This window comes from Ferranicluibacter rubi (assembly GCF_011603255.1).
GTDB classification, from domain to species: domain Bacteria; phylum Pseudomonadota; class Alphaproteobacteria; order Rhizobiales; family Rhizobiaceae; genus Ferranicluibacter; species Ferranicluibacter rubi.
Window position 1 is genome coordinate 12,255 of the sequence record NZ_JAANCM010000007.1, and the last position, 21,426, is coordinate 33,680.

General features: G+C 61.2%; 18 protein-coding genes. 3 read left to right on the top strand and 15 right to left on the bottom strand.

Translation table 11 applies throughout. The features are described from left to right. The first annotated feature begins 790 nt into the window (after positions 1 to 790). Together G8E10_RS14425 and G8E10_RS14430 are read left to right on the top strand one after the other, a co-directional pair. Positions 791 to 1,801 carry a siderophore-interacting protein gene (locus G8E10_RS14425; RefSeq protein WP_110802762.1) on the top strand — a complete coding sequence of 337 codons (1,011 nt, stop codon included), beginning with the start codon at positions 791 to 793 and terminating at the stop codon, positions 1,799 to 1,801. Positions 1,802 to 1,932: 131 nt separating this feature from the next. Next, positions 1,933 to 4,071 carry a TonB-dependent receptor gene (locus tag G8E10_RS14430; RefSeq protein WP_167129867.1) on the top strand — a complete coding sequence of 713 codons (2,139 nt, stop codon included), beginning with the start codon at positions 1,933 to 1,935 and terminating at the stop codon, positions 4,069 to 4,071. A gap of 66 nt (positions 4,072 to 4,137) precedes the next feature. Here G8E10_RS14430 and G8E10_RS14435 read toward each other — a convergent pair whose 3' ends face one another. The 14 genes from G8E10_RS14435 to G8E10_RS14495 form a co-directional block, all read right to left on the bottom strand. Further along, entirely contained in the window at positions 4,138 to 4,944 is an 807-nt protein-coding gene (locus G8E10_RS14435) for an ABC transporter ATP-binding protein (protein WP_132449405.1), read from the bottom strand. Then, the gene (locus G8E10_RS14440) at positions 4,937 to 5,914 is read right to left on the bottom strand and encodes a FecCD family ABC transporter permease (protein ID WP_132664582.1); all 978 of its coding nucleotides are present in this window, start codon (positions 5,912 to 5,914) and stop codon (positions 4,937 to 4,939) included. The genes G8E10_RS14435 and G8E10_RS14440 overlap by 8 nt, the downstream gene beginning before the upstream one ends. Then, positions 5,914 to 6,936 (bottom strand): FecCD family ABC transporter permease, encoded by a 1,023-nt coding sequence (locus tag G8E10_RS14445; RefSeq protein ID WP_167129868.1) that lies wholly within the window; start codon positions 6,934 to 6,936, stop codon positions 5,914 to 5,916. Before G8E10_RS14445 ends, G8E10_RS14440 begins: the two co-directional genes overlap by 1 nt. Position 6,937: 1 nt before the next feature. Beyond that, entirely contained in the window at positions 6,938 to 7,858 is a 921-nt protein-coding gene (locus G8E10_RS14450; protein WP_110802767.1) for an iron-siderophore ABC transporter substrate-binding protein, read from the bottom strand. Positions 7,859 to 8,195: 337 nt separating this feature from the next. Then, the gene (locus G8E10_RS25990; protein ID WP_281517594.1) at positions 8,196 to 8,591 is read right to left on the bottom strand and encodes an MFS transporter; all 396 of its coding nucleotides are present in this window, start codon (positions 8,589 to 8,591) and stop codon (positions 8,196 to 8,198) included. A 124-nt stretch (positions 8,592 to 8,715) separates the two neighbouring features. After that, positions 8,716 to 9,039 (bottom strand): MFS transporter, encoded by a 324-nt coding sequence (locus G8E10_RS25995; protein WP_207903383.1) that lies wholly within the window; start codon positions 9,037 to 9,039, stop codon positions 8,716 to 8,718. A gap of 8 nt (positions 9,040 to 9,047) precedes the next feature. Continuing rightward, positions 9,048 to 9,254 carry an MFS transporter gene (locus G8E10_RS26000; RefSeq protein ID WP_207903382.1) on the bottom strand — a complete coding sequence of 69 codons (207 nt, stop codon included), beginning with the start codon at positions 9,252 to 9,254 and terminating at the stop codon, positions 9,048 to 9,050. 268 nt (positions 9,255 to 9,522) lie between these two features. Beyond that, complete coding sequence (locus G8E10_RS14465; protein WP_110802768.1) at positions 9,523 to 10,323, bottom strand: ABC transporter permease; 801 nt, start codon at positions 10,321 to 10,323, stop codon at positions 9,523 to 9,525. After that, positions 10,320 to 11,177, bottom strand: a complete 858-nt coding sequence (locus G8E10_RS14470) for an ABC transporter permease (RefSeq protein ID WP_110808017.1) — start codon at positions 11,175 to 11,177, stop codon at positions 10,320 to 10,322. Before G8E10_RS14470 ends, G8E10_RS14465 begins: the two co-directional genes overlap by 4 nt. A gap of 81 nt (positions 11,178 to 11,258) precedes the next feature. Next, entirely contained in the window at positions 11,259 to 12,431 is a 1,173-nt protein-coding gene (locus G8E10_RS14475; protein ID WP_167129869.1) for an ABC transporter substrate-binding protein, read from the bottom strand. A gap of 32 nt (positions 12,432 to 12,463) precedes the next feature. Then, on the bottom strand, positions 12,464 to 13,549 hold the full coding sequence (locus tag G8E10_RS14480; RefSeq protein ID WP_132449400.1) for an ABC transporter ATP-binding protein: 1,086 nt from the start codon (positions 13,547 to 13,549) through the stop codon (positions 12,464 to 12,466). Then, a complete protein-coding gene (locus tag G8E10_RS14485; RefSeq protein WP_167129870.1) occupies positions 13,550 to 15,613 on the bottom strand; it encodes a hydantoinase/oxoprolinase family protein in 2,064 nt (687 codons plus the stop codon). Further along, the gene (locus tag G8E10_RS14490) at positions 15,610 to 17,298 is read right to left on the bottom strand and encodes a hydantoinase B/oxoprolinase family protein (protein WP_167129871.1); all 1,689 of its coding nucleotides are present in this window, start codon (positions 17,296 to 17,298) and stop codon (positions 15,610 to 15,612) included. The genes G8E10_RS14485 and G8E10_RS14490 overlap by 4 nt, the downstream gene beginning before the upstream one ends. Positions 17,299 to 17,418: 120 nt before the next feature. Further along, positions 17,419 to 20,103, bottom strand: coding sequence for a LuxR C-terminal-related transcriptional regulator (locus tag G8E10_RS14495; protein ID WP_167129872.1), 2,685 nt, complete (start codon positions 20,101 to 20,103; stop codon positions 17,419 to 17,421). A 232-nt stretch (positions 20,104 to 20,335) separates the two neighbouring features. Between G8E10_RS14495 and G8E10_RS14500 the strand changes: the two genes are divergently transcribed. Next, the gene (locus G8E10_RS14500; RefSeq protein ID WP_110802775.1) at positions 20,336 to 20,701 is read left to right on the top strand and encodes a VOC family protein; all 366 of its coding nucleotides are present in this window, start codon (positions 20,336 to 20,338) and stop codon (positions 20,699 to 20,701) included. Between the two features lie 28 nt (positions 20,702 to 20,729). Here the strand turns inward: G8E10_RS14500 and G8E10_RS14505 are convergent, their stop codons facing one another. Further along, positions 20,730 to 21,359 carry a hypothetical protein gene (locus tag G8E10_RS14505; RefSeq protein WP_167129873.1) on the bottom strand — a complete coding sequence of 210 codons (630 nt, stop codon included), beginning with the start codon at positions 21,357 to 21,359 and terminating at the stop codon, positions 20,730 to 20,732. Between the last annotated feature and the right edge of the window lie 67 nt (positions 21,360 to 21,426).

A 21,426-nucleotide genomic window follows, 5' to 3' on the forward strand; every position in this document is an offset into this window, starting at 1 on the left:
GCAATCTTCATCCGTTCGGCCGTCATGTCCGCAAAACGCACGTTAGCGTCAAAGCCGGCCGGTGTATCGTTCGTGTGGCTTACAGGCTTCAAAGATCTGACATGTCCACAAGGTTTACACGTCAGGATTTAGGTGCTGCGATGGTCATGTGAACATAGCGAGAACCAGTTAACGTTTTCCAGTAGAAACGATGCTTGAGCCCGATGATACTGCGTATACTAATACCTGTGTGGCAGGCGGTCCTCTTATTGGGCGTCATCATTGGGCATGGCGTTCGACAACGCCGAGCGCTTTTCAAAGACTTTACGCCTCGGGGTCCCCGCAGACTCCGCTTCCAAGCAATGGACTACACGTACCTACGGCTGGCACAGGAACCGGGGCCGAGTTTCCTAAATGTTTGCTATTTCAGCGATGAAAGTGAAGGGTAGCGGTTCGGAACCATTCAAGACCTTCGTGCGACATGTCAGCTTTGTGCATTGCGGTCATGGCGGTTGCAGAAATCGGTCGGGAGCCTTTTTCTGCTGCGTTATACACCCACAATTCGTGAAAAATTCAACGCCTGAGATGTGCCGTAAAACATAGGACTGTTGCGATGAGTCTGTGGATAGTATCAGGTGCCGTGTAAGTCGGCCTCCGGCAGTATAAGCAAGCATCGCGCTTTGCAAATTCGCCCGTTTGCCATCAACGGCGCTTGCGTCTCTTCCGCGGCCGCGCTACCGCGCGGTAGCTCGGCACGATAGCATTTATCCAGCACCAAGCTTTGCGAACGCCACCAAGACAGAGTTCGAACATGCAAACAACCACATTTCTCGATATTCCGCCTGAGTTTGGCCTGCAGATGATAAAGGCCCAGGCCATGGAACGGTCGTTGCCCTTCGATGAGCCGCCCGATGGGGTGACCCTACATTTGCCACTGGGTCAAATTCACGCTTGTGGTGAAAATGGCGGCCTGCGACTGACCTTGAACGCGAGCGACGACGTGAAGTTGCACCTTCTCCAAGAAGTGGTCGATCACCGTCTCGACGAAGCGGCTGTCGCTCTCGACCGCCGATGGTCGCTGACCAATCCAGGCTTGGTTCCGCCCAATTTGACCTTTGCGACGGTGGCTTCGTGCGAGCACGTCTATCCGTCCTATTATCGCGTGCGTCTTTCCGGAGCTTCCCTTGAACGTTTTTCTCGTGATGGCCTGCATTTCCGGCTGTTGTTCCCGCCAGAGAGCCATATCGGTCAATGGCCCTTCGTTTCGGGAAGCGGGCGCGTGGAATGGCCCGGCGGCATCAGTCAATGGCACCGGCCGGTCTATACGACTCGCAGCGTCGATCCGGAGAACGGCACCCTCGACTTTGATGTTTTTGCGCATGAGGGTGGGCGCGTGACCGATTGGTGCAAGACGTTGCAGCCAGGAATGGACGTGGCCATCATGGGGCCGGGAGGAGAGTGGCTGCCAGACGCGGCATGGATTGCCTTGTTCGGCGATGAGACGGCACTGCCGGCAATCGCCCGGATACTGGAAAGCCTTCCCACGGAGACCAGTGGGGTCGCCACTATCCTCGTATCAGACGCGCATGATAAGCAGCACCTCAAGACGCCAAGCGGCATGGCCGTTCGCTGGCTGGTACGCGGCGACGGCATATCGCTGCTTAACGAATTGAAACAGCTTGAAATTCCGGATGATAATCGCTTCGTCTGGATTGCAAGCGAGCGATCGGAGGTCAATCAGGCTCGTGATATGTTGGCCGATCGCGGCCTCCAAAAGTCAGAGATGCGCGCCGCATCCTACTGGTCTCGTCAACAGTCTTGAGAAGACAGTCCCATGTGGTGTATTTTTGCAATGCGTGCGTGTGGTTTTTTCAGTCCCTAATAAGTTGATTGATTCGCTCACCTTTATTCTCTAATTTTCCTTTCGCTAGGGTTTAATGGTGCGAGGGGATAATGACGTTGAATAAGACATTGCAGCCGCTCCGTGGCTGCTTAGCAATCGCGACTGTTACAGCGGTAGTATCGATCGGGCCGGGCACTCGTATCTCGATGGCCCAGGACGCGACGCCGAACGACGAAGACGCCGTGACGACCTTGGCGCCAATCATCGTCACTGGCGAAAAATTCGGCCGTGATCAGTTCACCACCTTCACGAGCGTGGAGGTTTTCACGGGCGGAGAACTTCACGATCTCGTTCGACCCACACTCAATGATGCGCTGAACAGCTCACCCAACATCCGTGCCTTCATGGGTGGCACAGGGAATTCCGACATTGTCATCCGCGGTTTGAGCTCCGAGGGGGTAACGGCTCCGAGCCGCTCGAACCCGGTTATTTCGGTGGTCGTGGACGGCGCAGAACAGGGTGTCGAGGCGACCCGGCGCGGGACGCGAGGCATCTGGGACGTCGAGCAGGTCGAGGTATTGCGTGGTCCGCAATCGACGCTTCAGGGACGCAACGCGCTTGCAGGGTCCGTCATCATCAAGACGAAAGATCCGACGTATACCCCCGAAGCCAGTGTTGAAGGCCTGATCGGAACCGAGGACTACAAATCCGGTGCCTTTGCCGTTTCGGCGCCGATCGTCGATGACGAGCTGGCATTTCGTCTCTCCGGGCAAATCTTCCGCAAGGAAAACGATATCGACTATGTCGATCCGTCGATTTCGGACGTGGGCAAAGAGGAGTTCGAGGAAATTCGTGGCAAGCTGCTCTGGGAGCCAGCGGAAATACCGGGCCTCCGGGCGCTGTTTACCGTCAGCCGCACGCATGACAAACCGGCATGGGGTGCGGTGGACGGTCCCGATTTTTTCGCCAGACGATTTGATGATACGACGGCAGAACGACGCGATACTTATGTCAACCGCTACATCGCCGATCTGACATATGAGTTCAACGAGGACTGGAAGATTCAGTCGATCACGTCGTTCGTAGACACTGATGTGGACATCAATTCTCCTCAGACGTCGACGCTTCAACCGTTCCAGTTCATCCGTGGCGACACACGCGAGGGCGGAGATTTTTCCCAGGATACCCGTCTCACTTACGGATCGGAGGACTCGCAATTTTCGGGCGTCTTCGGTCTATTCGCGGGCCGTTCCACCTTCGATCTCGACTCGAACATCCAGATCGTCGCAGATCCATTCACCCCCATCATCGTGCCGTTCCAGCTGCTACAGGCGAAGAACAAGAGCGAGACAATCGCTTTGTACGCAGACACCCGCTACGAGTTTGTCGATCGCTGGACGCTGCTGGCCGGCGGTCGGCTGGTCCATGACAAGGTCTCGGCCAACTACACGGGCAGCCTGCTGGACGCTTCCACCTTCGGATATGTTCCACTTACAGAGAACAACTCCGTTTCCAACACCGAGTTCTTGCCGAAGATCGGCCTGGCGTTCGAACTTACCGAAAACCAGAACCTCGCAGCCACGATCAGCAAGGGTTATCGCCCAGGCTATTCGGAGCTGATTATCGGCACCACCGACATCAACAAAGTCGACCCGGAATCTCTCTGGGCCTATGAACTTGCCTATCGTTCCAAGTGGCTGGAGGACCGTCTGCAGGTGAACGGAAACGTCTTCTACTACGATTATACGAACCAGCAGGTTCCAATCGAGTTCGATCCTCGCTTCCCAGCCCAGACGATCAGTCTCAATGCAGCCGAATCGCATTCTTACGGCGCCGAACTGGAAGTTCGCTACGGCTTCGACAATGGCCTGGAGCTCTTTAGCGGGTTGGGCCTTATGAAATCGGAGTTCGACAAGGGCGACTTCAAGGGTAATGAGTTTCCCGAAGCACCATCGGTTACCGCCTCCTTCGGTGGCGTCTACAAACATGAAAGCGGTTTCTTCGGAGGCGGCGACGTGTCCTTCACAGACGGCTTCTACAGCAAGGGGGACGTGAATAATGTCCGTTCTCTGGATTCGTTTACTGTCGTAAACGTCAATGCCGGCTACGAAAAAGACAACTTCAAGATCACTGCCTTTGCCAAGAATTTGTTCGATGAAGAATATCTGACCTCGATTTCTACCGATGGAACGAGCGCCACTGTCGGCGACGGGCGCTCCTTCGGCGTACGCGTCAACGCGACTTTCTGATTGTCTGACAAGCGTTTCAGGCTTCTTCAAACCCGCCAGGCGTTGCAGCCCGGCGGGTTTTTCATTTTACAGGTCAGCGTCTTCCACCGGAACGCAGATCGGAGCCTTGGTCTGAGGCTCGATGAGGATTGTCACATCGACATCGAAGACACGCTTGACGGTCTCGGGTGTCAGGACATCCGCCGGGGGACCTTCGGAGATGATCGCGCCATGTTTTAAAAGAACCAGATTGTCAGCGTAGCGTGCGGCCTGATTGAGGTCGTGCAAGACTGCGACCACCGTCACGCCGCGTTCGCGAACAAGCTTTCGCGCAAGACGCAGGGTATCGATCTGATGCGAAAGGTCGAGAAAGGTCGTCGGCTCGTCGAGCAGGAGAACGCTGGTTCGTTGCGCGAGCGTCATCGCAATCCAGGCGCGCTGTCGCTGTCCGCCGGAAAGCGTATCGAATTTCTCGCCCGCGAGATGTGCCGTGTCGGTGACTGCGAGCGCCTCTTCGCAGGCTTCGTCGTCCTCCTTCGTCCATCGGCCAAACAGGGTACGGTATGGGTAACGGCCCTGCCGGACCAGATCCCTGACCCTCATGCCTTCCGGCGCCGACTGGTTTTGCGAGAGAAGCCCGATCCGTTGCGCCAGTTCCTTTCGTGGAAATGTCGAGATCGAGCGTCCGTTGATCAACACGGTGCCCTGCTGCGGCCGGATCAGGCCAGCAAGTGCGCGGAGGAGAGTCGATTTTCCGCAGCCATTCGGACCAAGGAGCACCGTGAAGGAAGCTTCGGGAATGGAAAAGTCGAGGTCGCGCAGGATTAGTCTCGCGCCGTATCCGATGGAGGCGGCGCGGGTTTCCAGGATAGGGAGGGCAGACTGATCAGACATTTCTCTTCCGCCACATCAGGTAAGCAAAGAAAGGCGCGCCCAGAATAGCCGTCATCAATCCGACCGGTAGCTGTGCCGGCATAAACAGGGTGCGGGCTGCAAGGTCGGCAGCAACCACCAGAAGTCCGCCGGCAAGCGCCGTGACCGGCAGCATGAGACCGTGAGAATGACCCACGAGCAAGCGAGCGACGTGCGGCGCAATCAGTCCGACGAATGCGACCAGACCTGCCGCAGCGACCGCGGCGCCAGACAGAACCGCGCAAAGGACGAACATGACGGCACGGAGCAGTTCTACCGGTTGCCCCCGTGCTCTTGCCGTCTCGTCCCCAAGGGCAAGAAGGTCCATTTCCCGCGCAATCAGTCCACTACCGGCCATTCCTATCGCCAGCCATATGACAAGTGTACGGATTTTCTCCCAGGTGCTGTTGTAGACGCTGCCGGAGAGCCAGATCATCGCTCGCTGCACGGCTTGGGGGTCTCCGAAGGCAGAAATGAAATTGGCTCCAGCCCACGCCAGCGAACTGAGGCCGATGCCAATGAGAATGATGCGCAGCGACGAGCTGCCGCTGTTCCATGACAACGCATAGATCGCAAGGGACATTGTGAGCGCTCCGGCGAATGCCAGCCACGAAAGGAGGTGTGTGGGAGGCACCTCGAATTTGACGATGACGATAACCGCAGCGAGTGCCGCGCCGGCATTGACACCGATCAGGCCCGGCTCTGCCAGCGGATTGCGAAGCACCGACTGTGCGATCATGCCGGCAATTGCAAGCGATGCACCGACCAGGAAACCCATGATAACCCTTGGAAGGCGAATGTCGCGGACAATCTGTATGGACTGCAAGTCCGCCACCGGGCTGTCGGTGAGCACCGCAATAATTTGCGCCAACGCGACTGGGTGGTCGCCGATCGCCAGTGCCACGAACAGCATGACGGCCGTCATGCCCAATAGAACAAGAACACTCCGCATCAACCAATCCCGCCAGCGCGCGATCGCGCCAGCCAGATGAAGAAAGGCGCGCCAACCAAGGCAAGCGTCACGCCGACCGGAATGTCGATCTCTGTCAGGCTTCTTTGCAGCCCGTCTGCCGTGACGACCAGTAAAGCTCCCGATAACGCGCAGAAAGGTAAAATCCAGCGGTAGTCGACGCCGAGGCTCAAGCGGACGATGTGTGGCACCACCAGTCCAACAAATCCGATAGGGCCTGCGAGCGCAACCGAACTTCCAGCCATCAGGACCACCAGGGCTCCCGAAACAAGTCTCCATAACAGGACATTCTGACCGACAGCCTGCGCGACGTCCGCCCCCAGACTGAGCGTCGTCACCTCTCTTGCAAGCAACAGAGTGGCAGCAACTCCAGCCAGGGCAAAGGGTACCACGGCTGCGACGGCAGCCATTTCTTTTCCCGTCAATGAACCAACCGACCACATTCTGATCGTGTCGATGGCTTTCATGTCGAAGATTAGAAGCGAAGCGGACACCGAACCGAGGAAAACGCTCAGCACGGCGCCTGACAGAGCGAGCTTAACAGGTGTCACACCGGATATGCCGGCTGACGCGATCAGATAGACGATGACTCCTGCTACTGAAGCACCACCGAAGGCGAACCATAGGAACACCAGCGGAGATTGCGCGTCGAAGAAGACGATGGATATGACGACCGCAAAAGCCGCCCCGGCGCTGATGCCCAGCAGATCGGGTGAAGCCAGCGGATTGTTTGTGACCGCCTGCATCAAGGCTCCGGCAACGCCTAATGTGGAGCCTACGATGATGGCCGTGAGAATGCGCGGCAGCCTGATCGTGGAAATCACTAGGTCTTGATGTGTGGTTCCCTCCGATATGATGGCATGCAGCGCGTCACCCAGCGGTATCGCTGTCGTACCGATCGTCAGCGACCACAGGCTCAGAAAAGCAAGGAGAAGTGCAAGCAGGCCAAAAGCAAAGATGCGCATCGCAGGGCTGTTGCGCCTCGTCGACGTGACGATCGCCATTTCACGGCCTCGAAATGATGTAGGTCTCGATGTCATCGAGAACCTTATTGGCCGAGGCTAGACCGCTGAACTCCATCCAGGTGGCTGCGTCCACTCGATAAGCGCGGCCTGCTTTCACGGCCGGCAGCATTTTCCACAATGGGTTCGCCAGCACCGCCTCATGCCTGCCGCTGGTGGCTGAATCGTTGGATCCGCCGACGATGTAGAGCAGGATATCCCCATCCAGGCCGGTCAGCCCCTCGAAATCGAGCCGTTTCGTGCCGACCTTCGTTTCGGATGTTTCGAAATCCGTACGCCTGACACCCGCCTCACGCAGCACGTCGAACGGCGCCCATGCATCGGGTTCATCAAGGTAAACCTGGAACTCCCAAGGCGTGATGCGGACGACGGACACGCGCACATCCTTGGGAACCCGCTCGCGAACGGATGCAACCCGCTTTTCGTATTCGGTGAAGCGACCTTCCATTCCATCCGCGACGCCAGTGATATTTGCCAGCGTGCGATAAAATTCTTTCCAGTTCGCTCCGGTGAGCAGTGCGGTGGGAGCCAATCGCGATGCCATCTGGTACGCTTCCTCGCCCAGGAAGTCGCTGCCGATGATGAGATCGGGCTGAAGCGCGACAATCTTCTCGATGCTGGGCTCCATGAAGGAACCGAGATCCACGACACCAGCAGCCTCAGCTCTGGATTTCAGATCCTCATCACTCATCCCGAAAAGCGGAGCGCCGACGACAGGCAGGCCAAGCTCCAGCGCTATGCCAAGGCTGAACGTCGGGACGAGGGATACGATCCTCTTCGGCTCCTTGGGAGCGCAGAGCGGCGGGTGAAGAAACGCGCCGTCCTCGATGAGCCGACCGTCACATTGAGCGAAGACGGGAGAAGACAGCAGCATGCTTATGAAAACCAACACAACAACGCGCATGAAAATCCAAAGATGACATTCTTGTTCATGTTAAACTAGCTTGGCGAGCCGATCCGCGCAATGCTGAGAGACGTTTGCGGCCTTTCGCTTATCCCAGCTTTTGCTACCTTGGAGGTTAAGATCCGTCATCGTCCTCAGGAGAGGAGAGGGAATCCAAGGTGCTGAAGTTCTATCCTCATAGTCATCGGAAAGGCAGGGCAACACTGTTGCGCCCGTAGGGCGCGTCAGCCGGCCAGCGCCGCGGCGTCGATACATTGCTTTACAAATGATGTGGCGAAAGGCTGATCAGCCTATCCAGCAAGGAAGTGCCCATTTAACACGGCCGCCCGATCTCGGACTATGTGTCCGCTGCGGATGCCGGTACGGGCAATTGCTTGTCGTTTCGGCCGATAACGCCAGACACGAGTGCGAGCACCAGTGCCGCTGCCGACAGGAAGGCGCCAGCCCAGTCGGGCGTGGCGTATCCAAAGCCGCCGGCTATCACGGCACCACCAGCCCACGCGCCGATGGCGTTGCCGAGGTTGAACAGACCGATGTTCACCACCGAGGCAAGGTTCGGTGCGCCGGCTGCGCGTGCATTGTCCGTGACCAGCCTCTGGATCGGCGCGACGGTGGCGAAGCCGAAGGTCGCCATCAGGACGATACAGATGGCTGAGGCGATCTGGCTGTCGGCGATATAAGAGAAGGTCAGCAGAACGATGGCCTGCGTGGCGAGCGTTACATAGAGCAGCAAGCATCAGCGCCGGTCTGCGAAGCGTCCCCGAGAATATCGCCGACGAACAGCCCCAGTCCGAACAGCGACAAAAGCCATGTGATTGCGCCCTCGGTATAGCCGGCAACCTCTATCATCATAGGGGCTACATACGTGATGGACATGAAAAATGCCGCGGGACCGAGGATCGTGATCCCATGGCAAGCAGAACACGAATATCGGTGAAAGCCGTCAGCTCTCTGCGCAAGCGCGGCGGTTCGTGGCGCTCGCCGCGAGGCACCAGCAGCAGCACCCCTGCGATGGCGATAATACCGATTACCGTTATCGCGAAAAATGTCGCACGCCACGATACGGTCTGTGCCAGCGAGGTCCCCGCCGGTGCTCCGATCAGCGTGGCGAGGGTCAGTCCCGTGAACATAAAGGCTATGGCACTCGTGCGACGATTGGGGGCGACCAGATCGGCCGCCATGATCGAACCTATGCCGAAAAACGCCCATGTGTGAGAGAGGTGATCACGCGACCGACGAGAGCGATCGGATAGGATGGCCCCACCGCCGTGATGATGTTGCCGGCGATGAAGAGAACCAGCAGTCGGGACCGTCGTTGCCCCGACAAGCCATCGGTGCCCAGCACGACCGGCGCGGTATTCGGGGCGTGGATATAGGCAGCGACTTCAGGACCCATCTCGTTGATGCCCGGCGAAATACTGATATGCGGAACGCCACGCGACTGGGTAAAGCACCGCGACCCGCCGCAGATCCGGGAGGGTGGGGGCCGAAAGATCGGTGAGCGCCTCATGCGCCAAGCGGTCGAGGATGCCCGGCGTGAGGGGGCACGGTCATTCCCTCTGCCCGTTTTCCAAAGCTCGGATTGAACATCATCCGGAATGGCAGGACGTTCTTCGGACATCATCAACTGGCCGGGAACACCACATGCATCGGCTTCGTCTAGGTCAGTTCATACGCTTTTCTCTCACAAGATTATACATTGCCAGTGCGGCGACCATCAGAACAGAGATGATGAAGATGGCGCCGGACATGGCGTAGATCACGGGGGAGGCGCCGGAGTTCATCTTGCTGAAGAGAACGACGGGAAGGGTATTCTGACGTCCGGCGAGATAGAAGGCGCGTGTGAACTCGTTCAGCGACAGCAGGAACGCGAAGATGAAGGCGCTGACAAGGCCCGGGCGGATGAGCGGCAGCGTGATATCGACGAACTGCCGCCACCGGCCGGCGCCGAGATCGGCTGCCGCGAGCAGGACGTTCTGCCGCACGGCCGCAAAGCTCGTGAGAATGACGATGAAGGCGAACGGCATCGCCCAGAGCAGGTGACCCGAAATGACCGTCATCATCGAAGCCTTCACGCCGATCCGGGTGAAGACGGCGGAGAGCGCCAGCCCCTGGACCACGCCGGGCACGAACATGGGCAGGAGGACCGCGAGAAACCACGTGGTTCGCCCGAGCCGCAGCTCGACATAACCGAGGGCGGCCAGAAGCGACAGAAACGTTGCGAGAACAGCCGTGACGAACGCGATCAGGAAGGATTGCTGGAGCGCGCCGATCAGGGCCTTCTCCCGTGGAAGCGCCATATACCAGTCCAGGCTGAGCGCCGACAGGCTCGGCAGGCCCGGCTGCAGCGCCGGATTGAACGATATCGCGAGCAGATAGAGCGGCGGCGCGTAGATCACCAGCAGGCCGAGAACGGCGATGACCCAGAGGACGATGCGGTTGCCGAGACCTTCGTGGACGGTCATCGTTCCTCCTCCCCGAACAGCGATGCCAGTCCGAAGGCGGCATTGCCGATCAGCACGAGCGCGAAAATGACGGCGAGGACGACCGTGGAGATCGCAAAGGCGAGGGGGTAGTTGGCGACCCGCATGACGTCGTTGATCATCACCGAGACGATGGAGGCGCCGGCGCCACCCAGCATCTGCACCTCCGTGGACGAGCCGGCCACCATGACGAAGACGAACAGGAAGCCGGCAAAAATGCCGGACATGGTCAGCGGCACGAGAATCGTGAGGACAGCGCGCCAGAAACCGGCGCCGAGATCCTGCGCGGCGGCCATCAGGTCCGGAGAGACGCGTCTGAAGGCGAGCACGAGCGGAAAGACCGCGAAGGGAAGATAGGAGGCGACCAGTCCGACCACGACGGCAAAGTTGCTGAACAGCAGCCAGTCCAGCGGTGCTTGCGTCAGGCCGAGCTGCTGGAGCGTCGTATTGACGATGCCGGTTCGCCCGAGGACCAGCCGCCAGGAAAAGGCGCGTATGAGGTAGGAGGTAAAGAAGGGGATCGTGATCAGAGCGAGAAGCAAGGTCTGCAGGCGCGGCCCGCTGAGGAAATGAACGGCATAGGCGATGGGAAAAGCCAGAACCACGCACAAGGCGGCTGTTCCCGCAGCCTTGAGCAGGGTCGAGACGATCACCGTCCAGCGACCCGCGTCGAGGATCGCGCTGTACCCAGCAAGGCTCAGATCCGGCTTGATCCAGTAGGTGGCGGGATCCCAGGTCCAGAAACTCCAGACCAGCACCAGCACCAGCGGCACGACGCCGAGCATGAGGATGGCAAGGAGCGGCGATGCGATGAGGGCGAGGGGGCGACGGTTCATGGGCGGGATCCGGTTGACGGCGCCGGCGGCAAGGATTGCCGCCGGCCTTCTCTGGAGATCGCGGAGCTCTCCGTCACGCGATCAGGCATTCCGCAGCTTCTGCCACCATTCCTCGTAGAGCTGGAAATTGTCTGGCCGCGCGTTCTGCCAGAAGACTTTGCCCGCAAACTTCGCCTTGACGTGCTCGGCAAGTTTTTCGACCTCTTCGGGTGCATATTCCGTCGGGTGGGCCTTGGCGTAGTCGAGGTTCTTGTCGGTCGGCACGATATAGCCGCGCGCCTTGCCGAGCTCGCAACCATAGAAGCCGCCCAGGAGCCCGTCGACGAACCGATGCGCCGCTTCAGCCGTTCCGCGGTCTTCGGCGCCCTTCAGCAGCACCGTATTGTTGCCCCAGCCCTCATAGCCCTCGACGGGTGCGGCATATTCCACCTGAAGGCCACGCTTGCGACCTTCGTAGACGATCGGTTCCCAGCCGGTCATAGCATCAACTTCCTCGTCCGCGACGAGCTGCACGCCCTGCTCCCAACCGTTCCAGAAGGTGCGGAACTGTCCGTCGGTCTTGTGCTTGATCAGGAATTCCATGACGAGGCCGAGTTCGGACTCCGACAGGTTTCCCGGGTCCTTGATCGGCTGGTTCTCGCTTTCCTTCAGGTACATGGCAGTGAAGATGGCGCTGTTGATCCAGGCATCCTCCATGGCCACGCGGCCTTTCAGCTTCGGGTCGAAGATGGGGCCGTAGCTGTCGATCTTGCCGAGCTTGTCGGGCCGATAGATGATCGAGTCCGCATTGATGACGGTGGGAATGCCGTACTGCTTGCCGTCCTGCTTGAGATAGGCGATGTCCTTGGCCCACGACCAGACGCTTTCGTAGTTCGGAATCTTCGAGAGGTCCCATGGAACGATGGCGCCCTGACGGGCGAGTTCCTTTTCCGCGCCGCCCTGGAAACCGCCGACGTCGAACAGATCGTTGGCGTTCCCCGCGGCAAGGCGGGCGATGACGGGGCCGAGATCGTTGCCGTTGTCGGTGAATTCCGGGGCTACGCCGGCCTGGGTCGCGAATTCCGGCCACTTGTCGGCGATGTCGAGCGTTGCGGTTGCCCAGAAGGCGACCGTTCCCGCCTCCTGTGCAAGGGCGCGCTGCCCAAGGCCGAGGCCGCCGGCTGCCAGAGCCGTGCCCCCGAGGCCCATGAGTTTCAGGATCTGGCGCCGGCCGATATTGCTGGCGAATGCGGAAGGCACTGGACGTCTCGTCATGGTCGTTCCCCTTTTTGTTAACCTCCGGCGCGTCAAGCGGCCGGCGGCATTCCCGAACCTGATAGAAGCATCGCTGCATCCGGAAGAAGCGAAAGCGGTACCTGCGTGCCCGGCTTCATCGTCGCCGCGGGACTGTCGCTGGAAACAACGGCCACGAGGCTTTGGCCGTCCGCAAAGGTAAGGCGCACATCCGTCTGCAGCCCGCGAAACGTGGTCGCCACGACCGTCAGAACGAGATCTGCGGTGTCGATGCTCTCCGAAATCCGCAACCTGTCCGGTCGAACGGCGACGAGGCTGTCGGCGCCCAGGGTTGCCACTGGCGCGCGGAGCCGCAGAGACTGGCCACCAACGATGGCGTGGGGACCGTTATCCCGCATCTCGATCCGCTCCGGCTTGAGCAGGGTATCGATGCCGACGAAGCGGGCGACGAAGCTGTTGGCGGGATGCTCGAAGAACTGCGCTGGCACACCCAGCTGCTCGATCCGGCCCTTGTGCATGATCGCCATGCGATCCGATAGGCTCAGCGCCTCATCCTGATTGTGCGTGACGAGAATGAAGGTCGCGCCGGTTCGCCGGTGTAGCCGGCCGAACTCGTCGCGCATCTGCTGGCGCAGGCGCTCGTCGAGGCCCGTCAGCGGCTCGTCGAGTAAGAGGATGCCCGGTTCCATGACCAGGGCGCGGGCAAGAGCGACCCGCTGGCGTTGTCCGCCGGACATCATGCCGATCGTGCGTGGGCCGAAGCCGGGAAGCTCGACCAGATCCAGCGCATCCTCGACCTTCGCCTTGAGAGAGGCCCCGGAGAGACCGCGCAGTTTCAAACCATAGCCGACGTTTTCCGCAACCGTCATGTGCGGGAACAGCGCGAGACTCTGAAAAACGGTGTTCACGGGCCGCTGGTTGGCGGGAACGTCGATCACGTCGCGGCCATCGAGCAGGATGCAACCTTCGCTCGGGCGATCGAACCCGCCGATGAGCTTCAGGAGCGTGCTCTTTCCGCAGCCGGAGGAGCCGAGAAGCGTGAAGAACTCGCCGGCCTTGATCGAGAGATCGATGCCATCCAGCGCCTTGATGGGGCCGTAGGAGCGGCTCACCGACTGTATGTCGATTGCAATCGCCATCTAGCGTCCTCCTCGTCCGGCTTCGCGAATGACCATGATGCCGTTTGCGGTCAGGTTCAGCACCTGATCGGGTTGAACGAGGCTGGTGGTCGTCGCTTCCTCGACCAGCAGCGGGCCGGGGATGTCCTGCTCGATGGGCAACGCCAAGCGATCATAGACGGGGCAGGGCAGCCATCCGGTATCCCGGCCGAAATAGACCCGTCGATCGCCTTTCAGCGCCGCCTTGAGCGATCGCCCGGCCGGGCTCTGTACAGACAGCGTGATCACCGGGCCTTCGAGGACGGCTTCGAGGTGTATCGTCGTAATCTCCACCGGCGTCGTCGTCAGACGGAAGGCATAGGCGCGCTCATGCGCCGCGTGCAGCCGTTCGGAGAAGCTTTCGACCGTGTCCTCGACGGAGAAGCCCACGAACACGCCGTGTTCCTGACCGCGATAGCGCGCCTCGACCTGATAGAGGAAGCGGATCGGGGCGTCTTCGTCCTTGGCGAAGTAGGTCGTCGCTTCCCTTTCGAGGCCGGAAAAGCGCTCAGCGAGGGCTGCAAGAGCCTCGTGCGACAGAGGCGCGAACCAGGTCGACCGGAAATCCGCCCGCGGCTCGGCGGCCAGCATGCCCCAGGCAGAGAAGATGCCGGAATGCGGCGGGACGATGGTCGCCTTGACGGCAAGGTCGCGACCAAGGCGGCTAGCCAGCGCCGGGCCGGCGCCGCCGCTGATGATGAAGATGGAATCGCGCGGATCGTGGCCGCGCTGCACCGTCACCAGCTTCAAAGCGTTGATCATGCTGGCATGCGCAATCTCGATGATGGCCAGTGCGGCATCCTCCACCGACATGGCGAGGGGACCGGCGACGGATGCGATCGCCTCGGACGCTTTGGGCACATCGAGGCGCATCGTCCCGCCGGCAAAACTCTGCGGGTCGAAGATGCCGATGACGACGAGGGCATCGGTCAGGGTCGGCCGGGTGCCGCCGCGATTGTAACAGGCAGGTCCCGGGGAAGAGCCGGCACTTTCCGGCCCCACGCGCAGGCGGCCCTGTTTGTCGAGGTGGGCAATGGAACCGCCGCCCGACCCGATCTCCACGATATCGACCACCGGTACCTGGACCGGATGTCCGGGGGTAATGCGGGTATGTTCGAGCTTGTAGTCGACGTTCAGCGTCGGCCGCCCTTCATGGATCAGCGAGCACTTGGCTGTCGTGCCGCCGACATCGAGGTGGAGCACTTCGCTCTCGCCCAGCAGGCGACCGATGCAGGCCGCCCCGGCGACGCCGCCGGCCGGTCCGGATTCCACCAGCGTCAGCGGGCGCGCGGTCGCCTGGTCGAATGTGGAGATGCCGCCGTTCGACTGCATGGCGTAATAGGGACAAGTGAGATCGCGCGCCATCAGGGCGCGTTCCAGCCGTTCGAAATAGCGCTGAATGATCGGCTGGACGTAGGCATTCAGCACGACGGTGTTCGACCGCTCATATTCGCGCCATTGCCGGGAAACGGCATGGCTTGCACAGACGGTCGCCTCCGGGAGCGCTGCGGCCAGCAGGCGGGCGCACATCTCCTCGTGCAGCGGGTTTGCGTAGCTGTGGAGAAAAAGGATCGCGACGGCCTCGATCCGCTCGGCCTTGCAGGCTGCAATGATCGACGCCAGATCGGCCTCCTCGAACGGAAGAACCACGTTTCCTCTGGCGTCCATCCGTTCACGGACCTCGAAACGCAAGTGGCGCGGGACGAAAGGTTCGGGGCTTTTGAACTGGAGGTTATAGAGGTCCGGCCGGTTGCCGCGCCCGATCTCCAGCACGTCCCGAAACCCCGCCGTCGTGACCAGTGCGGTTCGCACGCCCTTGCGCTCGGTGATTGCGTTGATCACGGTGGTGCCGCCATGGGCAAAGAACGTCACGTCGCGGGTGGCAAGGCCGTCGGTCGCCTCGCAGGCGGAAATCGCGTCGAGGACGCCCTTGGATTGATCCTCCGTCGTCGTCAGGCTCTTTGCGGTAAAAAGCCGGCCATTGCGCTCGTCGTAGCCGACGAGATCGGTGAACGTACCGCCGACATCCGTTGCCAGTCTGATCATGATGCCGCTTCCTCGTAGCCGTATATCTCAAGCGCCACATCCCGCGTCACCCGTCCGTCACGCAGATCCTGCTCGATCCTTGGCCGTTCGCGCTCCTTCGGATCTCCCCAGCCGCCACCGCCACCGGTGACGATCCGCAAGATATCGTTTCGCGCGAGATCGAGATGCGCGATGCGTCCATGAACATCAAGGCCTCCGGCGTGCCGTTCGATCTCGAGCCGATTTGCGGTTCCCTCCGCCCCGCCGTCAACGCCCCAGGGGAGGGTTTTCGTTCGGCCGAAGCTGGCATAGGCGGATGCTTCCGTTGAGAGCACCTCGTACTCCCTGATGATGCCGAAACCGCCGCGTCGGCGCCCGGCGCCGCTGCCGCCTTCGACGTTCAGCGCGTAGCGGCGAACCCGCAGCGGAAAGCGGGCTTCGATCACCTCGACGGAATAGTTGTAGGTGTCGCCATCCGTCAGCGCGATCAGCGCGCCGGCTCCGTCCTCGTCCGGCGTTGCGCCCCAGCCGCCATGTTGCGGCTCGATGTGGATGAAGGGCATGCCGGTTTCATCCCGGCCGGAAATGTAGACGACGCAGAGGCTGGAATAGGACCCGGCGGAGAACCGTCCGGGCTGGAGCGGCGCCAGCGCCTTCCAGAGCAGTTCCGACGCGTGGACCGAACCCTCGTAGTACCAGCCGGTCGGCGAGGGCAGTTCCGCCGTGAACACCGTGCCCGGCGGACAGACGACGTCGAGGGGGCGGAACCACCCTTCGTTGGATGGCGCCTGTGGGTCGATGAGGGCCTTGACGATGGTCTTGACGGCGGATTGCAGCGCGCCGCGTGCGCAGTTGATGGGCCCGGCGACGGCGGGCGGGCAGCCGGTAAAGTCGGCGACGATCTGATCCGCCGCAATGGTGATCGTGACCCTGACCTCGATCGGTGCGTCGGTGAAGCCATCGCCGTCGATCACGTCCGTTGCCGTATACACGCCGTCCGGTAAGGCGAGGATCGCTGCGCGCGCGCTGGCTTCGCTGGTGGCGAGAAGATGCGCAAAAGCTGCCTCGACCACGTCCGCACCGTACTTGGCCGCAAGCTCCGCCATCCGACGACCGGCGACGCGAACGGTGGCGATCTGCGCGTTGAGATCGCCAAGAGCCATCTCCGGCATCCGGACATTGGCGGCGATGACGTGAAGGATCTCGTCGCAGAACGCATCGGCCCGCATCACTTTCACGCCGGGAAGCCGCAGGCCTTCCTGAAAGACGGACGTGGCGTTGGGCGCAAGGCTGCCGGGCACGGAGCCTCCGACATCGAGGTAGTGGGCGACGTTGATCGCGTATGCCAGTATCTCGCCATCGACGAAGAGCGGCTTGACGATCGCGAAGTCGCAGGCATGCGTGCCCCCGGCATAGGGGTCGTTCGTCAGAAGCACGTCGCCATCGGCAAGTTGTTCGCCGAATTGCGCGATCAACGCCTTGACCTGTACGCCGAACGTGCCCGTGAAGAGCGTGATGCCGTTCATCTGCGCGACGAGCTCGCCATCCCGGGTCAGGAGGCCGCAGGCGAAATCGAGCACTTCGTAGATCACGGGGCTCATGCTGGTGCGGGCCATCACGATGCCCATCTCATCCACGGTGGCAACGAGCTTGCCCTCGATGATTTCCTGCGTCACCGGATCGACGGCGTTCTGTCCGGACAGCATGTGGACCCCCTTGGTTCGTGCAACACAGCGTAGGAGGGGATGGGAACGCGGCATAGCCAGCCAGACGGGTGGGATGCGGCCAGCGATACCCGCCCGAACGGGTGGGCAAGGGTCAGAACGTCAGGGAAGCAGGCCGGCTGTGCGTGCTGCCGCCACCGCGCCCGTGCGGGTCGTCACGCCGAACTTCGCAAAGATATTCCGGAGGTGGAACTTGACCGTGTTGTCGCTGAGGGACAGTCGCCGGCCAATATCCTTGTTTCCCAGACCCGCGCTCAGAAGCTGCATCACGGCCTGTTCGCGTTCCGTCAGGCCGCCGGTCTTCGTGACGACCGGAGACGGCGATCCGGCCGCCTGCAACAGGCGCTGCAGGACGACGCCGGGCACCGGTGCCGCGCGCGCGAGCGCGAGGATGTCACTGACAAAGGCGGGCCCTTCCGACAGGAGGACGGCGCGATAATCCATGACGGGCAGGCCGAGCACGAGATCCGAAAGTTGGCTGGCGGCGGTCGTGCTATCGCCAGCAGCCATCGCCAGCCGGATGCCGAGAAGACGCAGTTCGATCTGGCGCAGAACATGCGGCTTGCGGGCCTGGCTCGTTTCCAGCCGCGAGAGCAGATCGCGCGCCACGTCGAGGCGGCCCTGTGCCAGATGCATCCGCACCCACAGAAGGGCCGGCACCGTTCCCCTCAGCCGCAGCGACAGGTCGTTCGGCTGGTCCGCCCGCGCCGCCTTCTCGCCGAACCCGCTTGCTTCGGCATAGCGCGCGGCTTCCGCGAGATCGCCCGACGCGATCAGCAGCGCGACGCGCTCGCCATCGATCATCCGGACCAGCCGGTCGAAACCACGCCGTCTTGCGGTTGACCGCGCCCGGTCCATGGCCGCGTGCGCACCGATCGTGTCGCCCGAAAGGATGAGAACGCGCTGCTGCGCCAGCAGGCCGGCGGCCAGCGGATCGAGCCACGTGTCATGCCGTTCGACGTGCGGCAGCGCCCAGGCAAGCGCACGTCCGGCCTCGACGATGTCCCCCCGCATCGACAGGACCTCGCATTTCAGCACATGGCCGACGGCATCGAAATCGCTGCCACGACCGATATGCGCAGCGACCTCGGTGATCAGGCGGTCATAGGCTTCCTCCGCCGAGGTCATATCGCCGCTGAAGAAGGAGGCCTGGCCGATATGGGTATAGAGGTGCAACGCTCCGAAATCCGCACCGCCATCCCGGAACGCCTGCATGGCGAGATTCCCGTAATGCAAAGCGCGATCGAGGTCGGTGCGGATCAGGAAATTATAGGAGAGCATGTTGAGCGAGAGCGCGCGATGCACGAGCTCTCGGCCGGAGTGACGGCCAAGGTCGCGCTCCAGTTCTCCAAGATCCGCGCTGCTGACCCAGCGGTCGGTGTAGAGCGAAACGAGAACCCGCACGACCCGAAGCGCGCTCGCCAGCCCTTCGTCCATGGTGTCGGCTCCACGGGACACGATCTCAAGGTAATAATCCGCCGCATCGAGCTGCGCGGTCTTGGCGCTGACAACGGCAAGGCCGAGCGTGGTGAGAGGGTAGGCCGAGAGATCGATCTGTGCCGCCTCGTCCGACAGCTTGCGGAACAGGGCCGCACCGCCTCGGTTCGTCGTATACACCCGCCGCCAGCCTCCGGCCGCCTCGATGATCTCGGCCGCAAGCTCCGGCGCGCCGGCGGCGAAGGCATGCTCGACCGCGGCCTCGATATCGCCTTCTCCGGCAAACCAGCGCGCGGCACGGGCAAGGATCGCGCTGCTGTCGATGCCGAGACGAACGGCCTCCTCCTTCAGAAACCCCGTGAGAACGGGATGCAGGCGCAGCCATTGTCCCTCGTCATCGAGCACCGCAATGGGCAGGGCCTGTTCGCGCAGGGAGGCGAAGGCGCCGACGACCGTTTCGTCGCAGAGCGCGTTCACGAGCCCGCGGCTGATGGCCGGCAGGGACGACGTTTCGAGAAGCAGTCTCTGGAGGGGAGCTGAGAGGCTTGAGAAGACCTGCTCCGACAAATATTGTCCCATGTCACCGCTGCGGTCCCTGAACGCGGAGAGGATGGCCGGACTGTCGGCGCCGGACTCCTCCAGCAGAATCCGCATCATCTGCAGGGCGACCGCCCAGCCTTCGGCACGCTCGTTCAGGCTTCTCAGCTGCGGGCCGCTCAGCGCGGCGCCATCGCCGCCAAAGAAGGCCTGCGCCTCGTCGTCGGAAAACCCGAGCTCGGCAAGCCCGATCTGCTTGACCTCCCCGGCAAGGCGAAGGGCGGATGTCGGAAATCGTGGCGCACTGCGGGAAACGAGCACGAACCGGATATGCCCGAGCTCGTCATGCGACAGCAGCCGCGCGACGATCGCCTCCGTGCCATCGGTCTGGGACGCATGATAATCGTCCAGAAACAGGGTCGCCTCCGGCTGAACGCGCTGCAGACGCGTGACGAGCACGGACAGGAGCGTTGCGACGGACACGGAGCCAGCATCGATCGGCTTGGCCGGATGGTCGAGGGTCTGGTCCAGGGCCTCGACCATCGCTAGCAGAAACCGGCTCTGGTCGCTGTCATCCGGCCCGAGCGAAATCCATGCGGGCGTGAGGCCTTGTGACAGAAGCCGGTGATACCATTGCGCGGCAAGCGATGTCTTGCCGTAGCCGGCCGGCGCGACAAGGATCGTCAGCCGTCGTTGCCGAGGCAGCGACAGGAGATCGAGAAGCCGGGGGCGTGCGACTTTGCCTGCAATCGAGGGCGGTCGAAAGCGGGCTTGCCGGCGTAGCGACGATGTGGGCGGCACGGCTCTCGGCATTTTTTCCAGGCATGAAGAACGGCTCGCAACAGGGGCGAACTGGGCGATCTTATGGCCTCTGAGCCTGTTTGGAAACCCGGGCGGCTTCAGCCTCCGTCTTCCATTGCCGGTTGCATGTGAAGGCGAGATATATGTTCCATGGCAAAGTCTACCAAGGGCATCTATTCTCCGGAATCTCGTCGGAGTTTGGCACAGTCAGCAATGGCAGAGGTCATGTCGTAGGAGCCCTTGAGTGAACGTAATTGCCCACGTTGAAATTCCTGTAACAGATCTCAATAGAGCCATGCGCTTCTACAATGCTGTGTTCGGGGTGAACTTTGGAGACGTTGTCACGATCCACGACAACAGAATGGCCTATTTCCCTTTCGAAGAAGGTGGAGGTGGTGCCAGCGCAGCGCTTGCCCAAGGCGATGTCTACGTTCCCACCCGAGATGGAGCAATCATCTATCTTAATGTCGCAGACGTTGACGACGTTCTGGCCAAGGCTGTTGGGTATGGGAGCGAGATTTTGTTTCCAAAGACACCGGTGAACGAGATTGGGTTTGTCGCCGAAATTGCTGATAGCGAAGGTAACCGCATCGCAGTTCAATCACTATGATGAGGGCCGAACACGTTGTTTTTAAAGATCAACGCAACAGCCCGTCGCGGCCGAACGCTTCCCAGTCATCCAGTTTTGCAGCCGCCTCATCCAGAGCTGCGGACGGTGACGCCACCACACTCCGACCCTTCCTCAACGAACGGGTGAGTTTGGCTTTGTAAGCCGCCCGCCGTCGGTTTTCGGCGGCAGCGGCCAGGTCTTCCTCTCGCCATTCATCGACCCTCCCGCTATCGAGGAGGTCTTCGACAACCCTGGGATCGAAGACGTGAAAGGTGATCTTCTTGGCGCGGCCTGCCAGTCGGACTGTTCTTGTTCCGGCACTCGGAAGGCGACCGTCCGCCAGCCAGCGGTGTCTCTCGCCTGGCTTGATCGTCAGGATGTCCTGGATCTCGCGCGGGATCACCGGGAGGCTTTCGATATCTTTCATCGCCGCAGTGACAACGCCGGCGGCTGCGTTGAATTCGGTCTTCGCGCTGGCGGGCATCGCAAGAACAAGTTCCCCAGACTCCAGAACGAGCAGTTTCTTCGATGATGCCGGCAGTCGCGCGCGCATTTCCAGAAGAATACCCTTCGCGCGCACCGATGAGCCGAGCGTTGCCGCTGACGGCAACGTCCAGGTCCGCAGGAGTTCGACGTCATCTTTCTCGCGCTTCGACATGGCGGTGAGATGGGCCTCAGATCCGACCAAGTCAACGCAGGGAGCGTTTTCCCCTCTTGCTACCCGA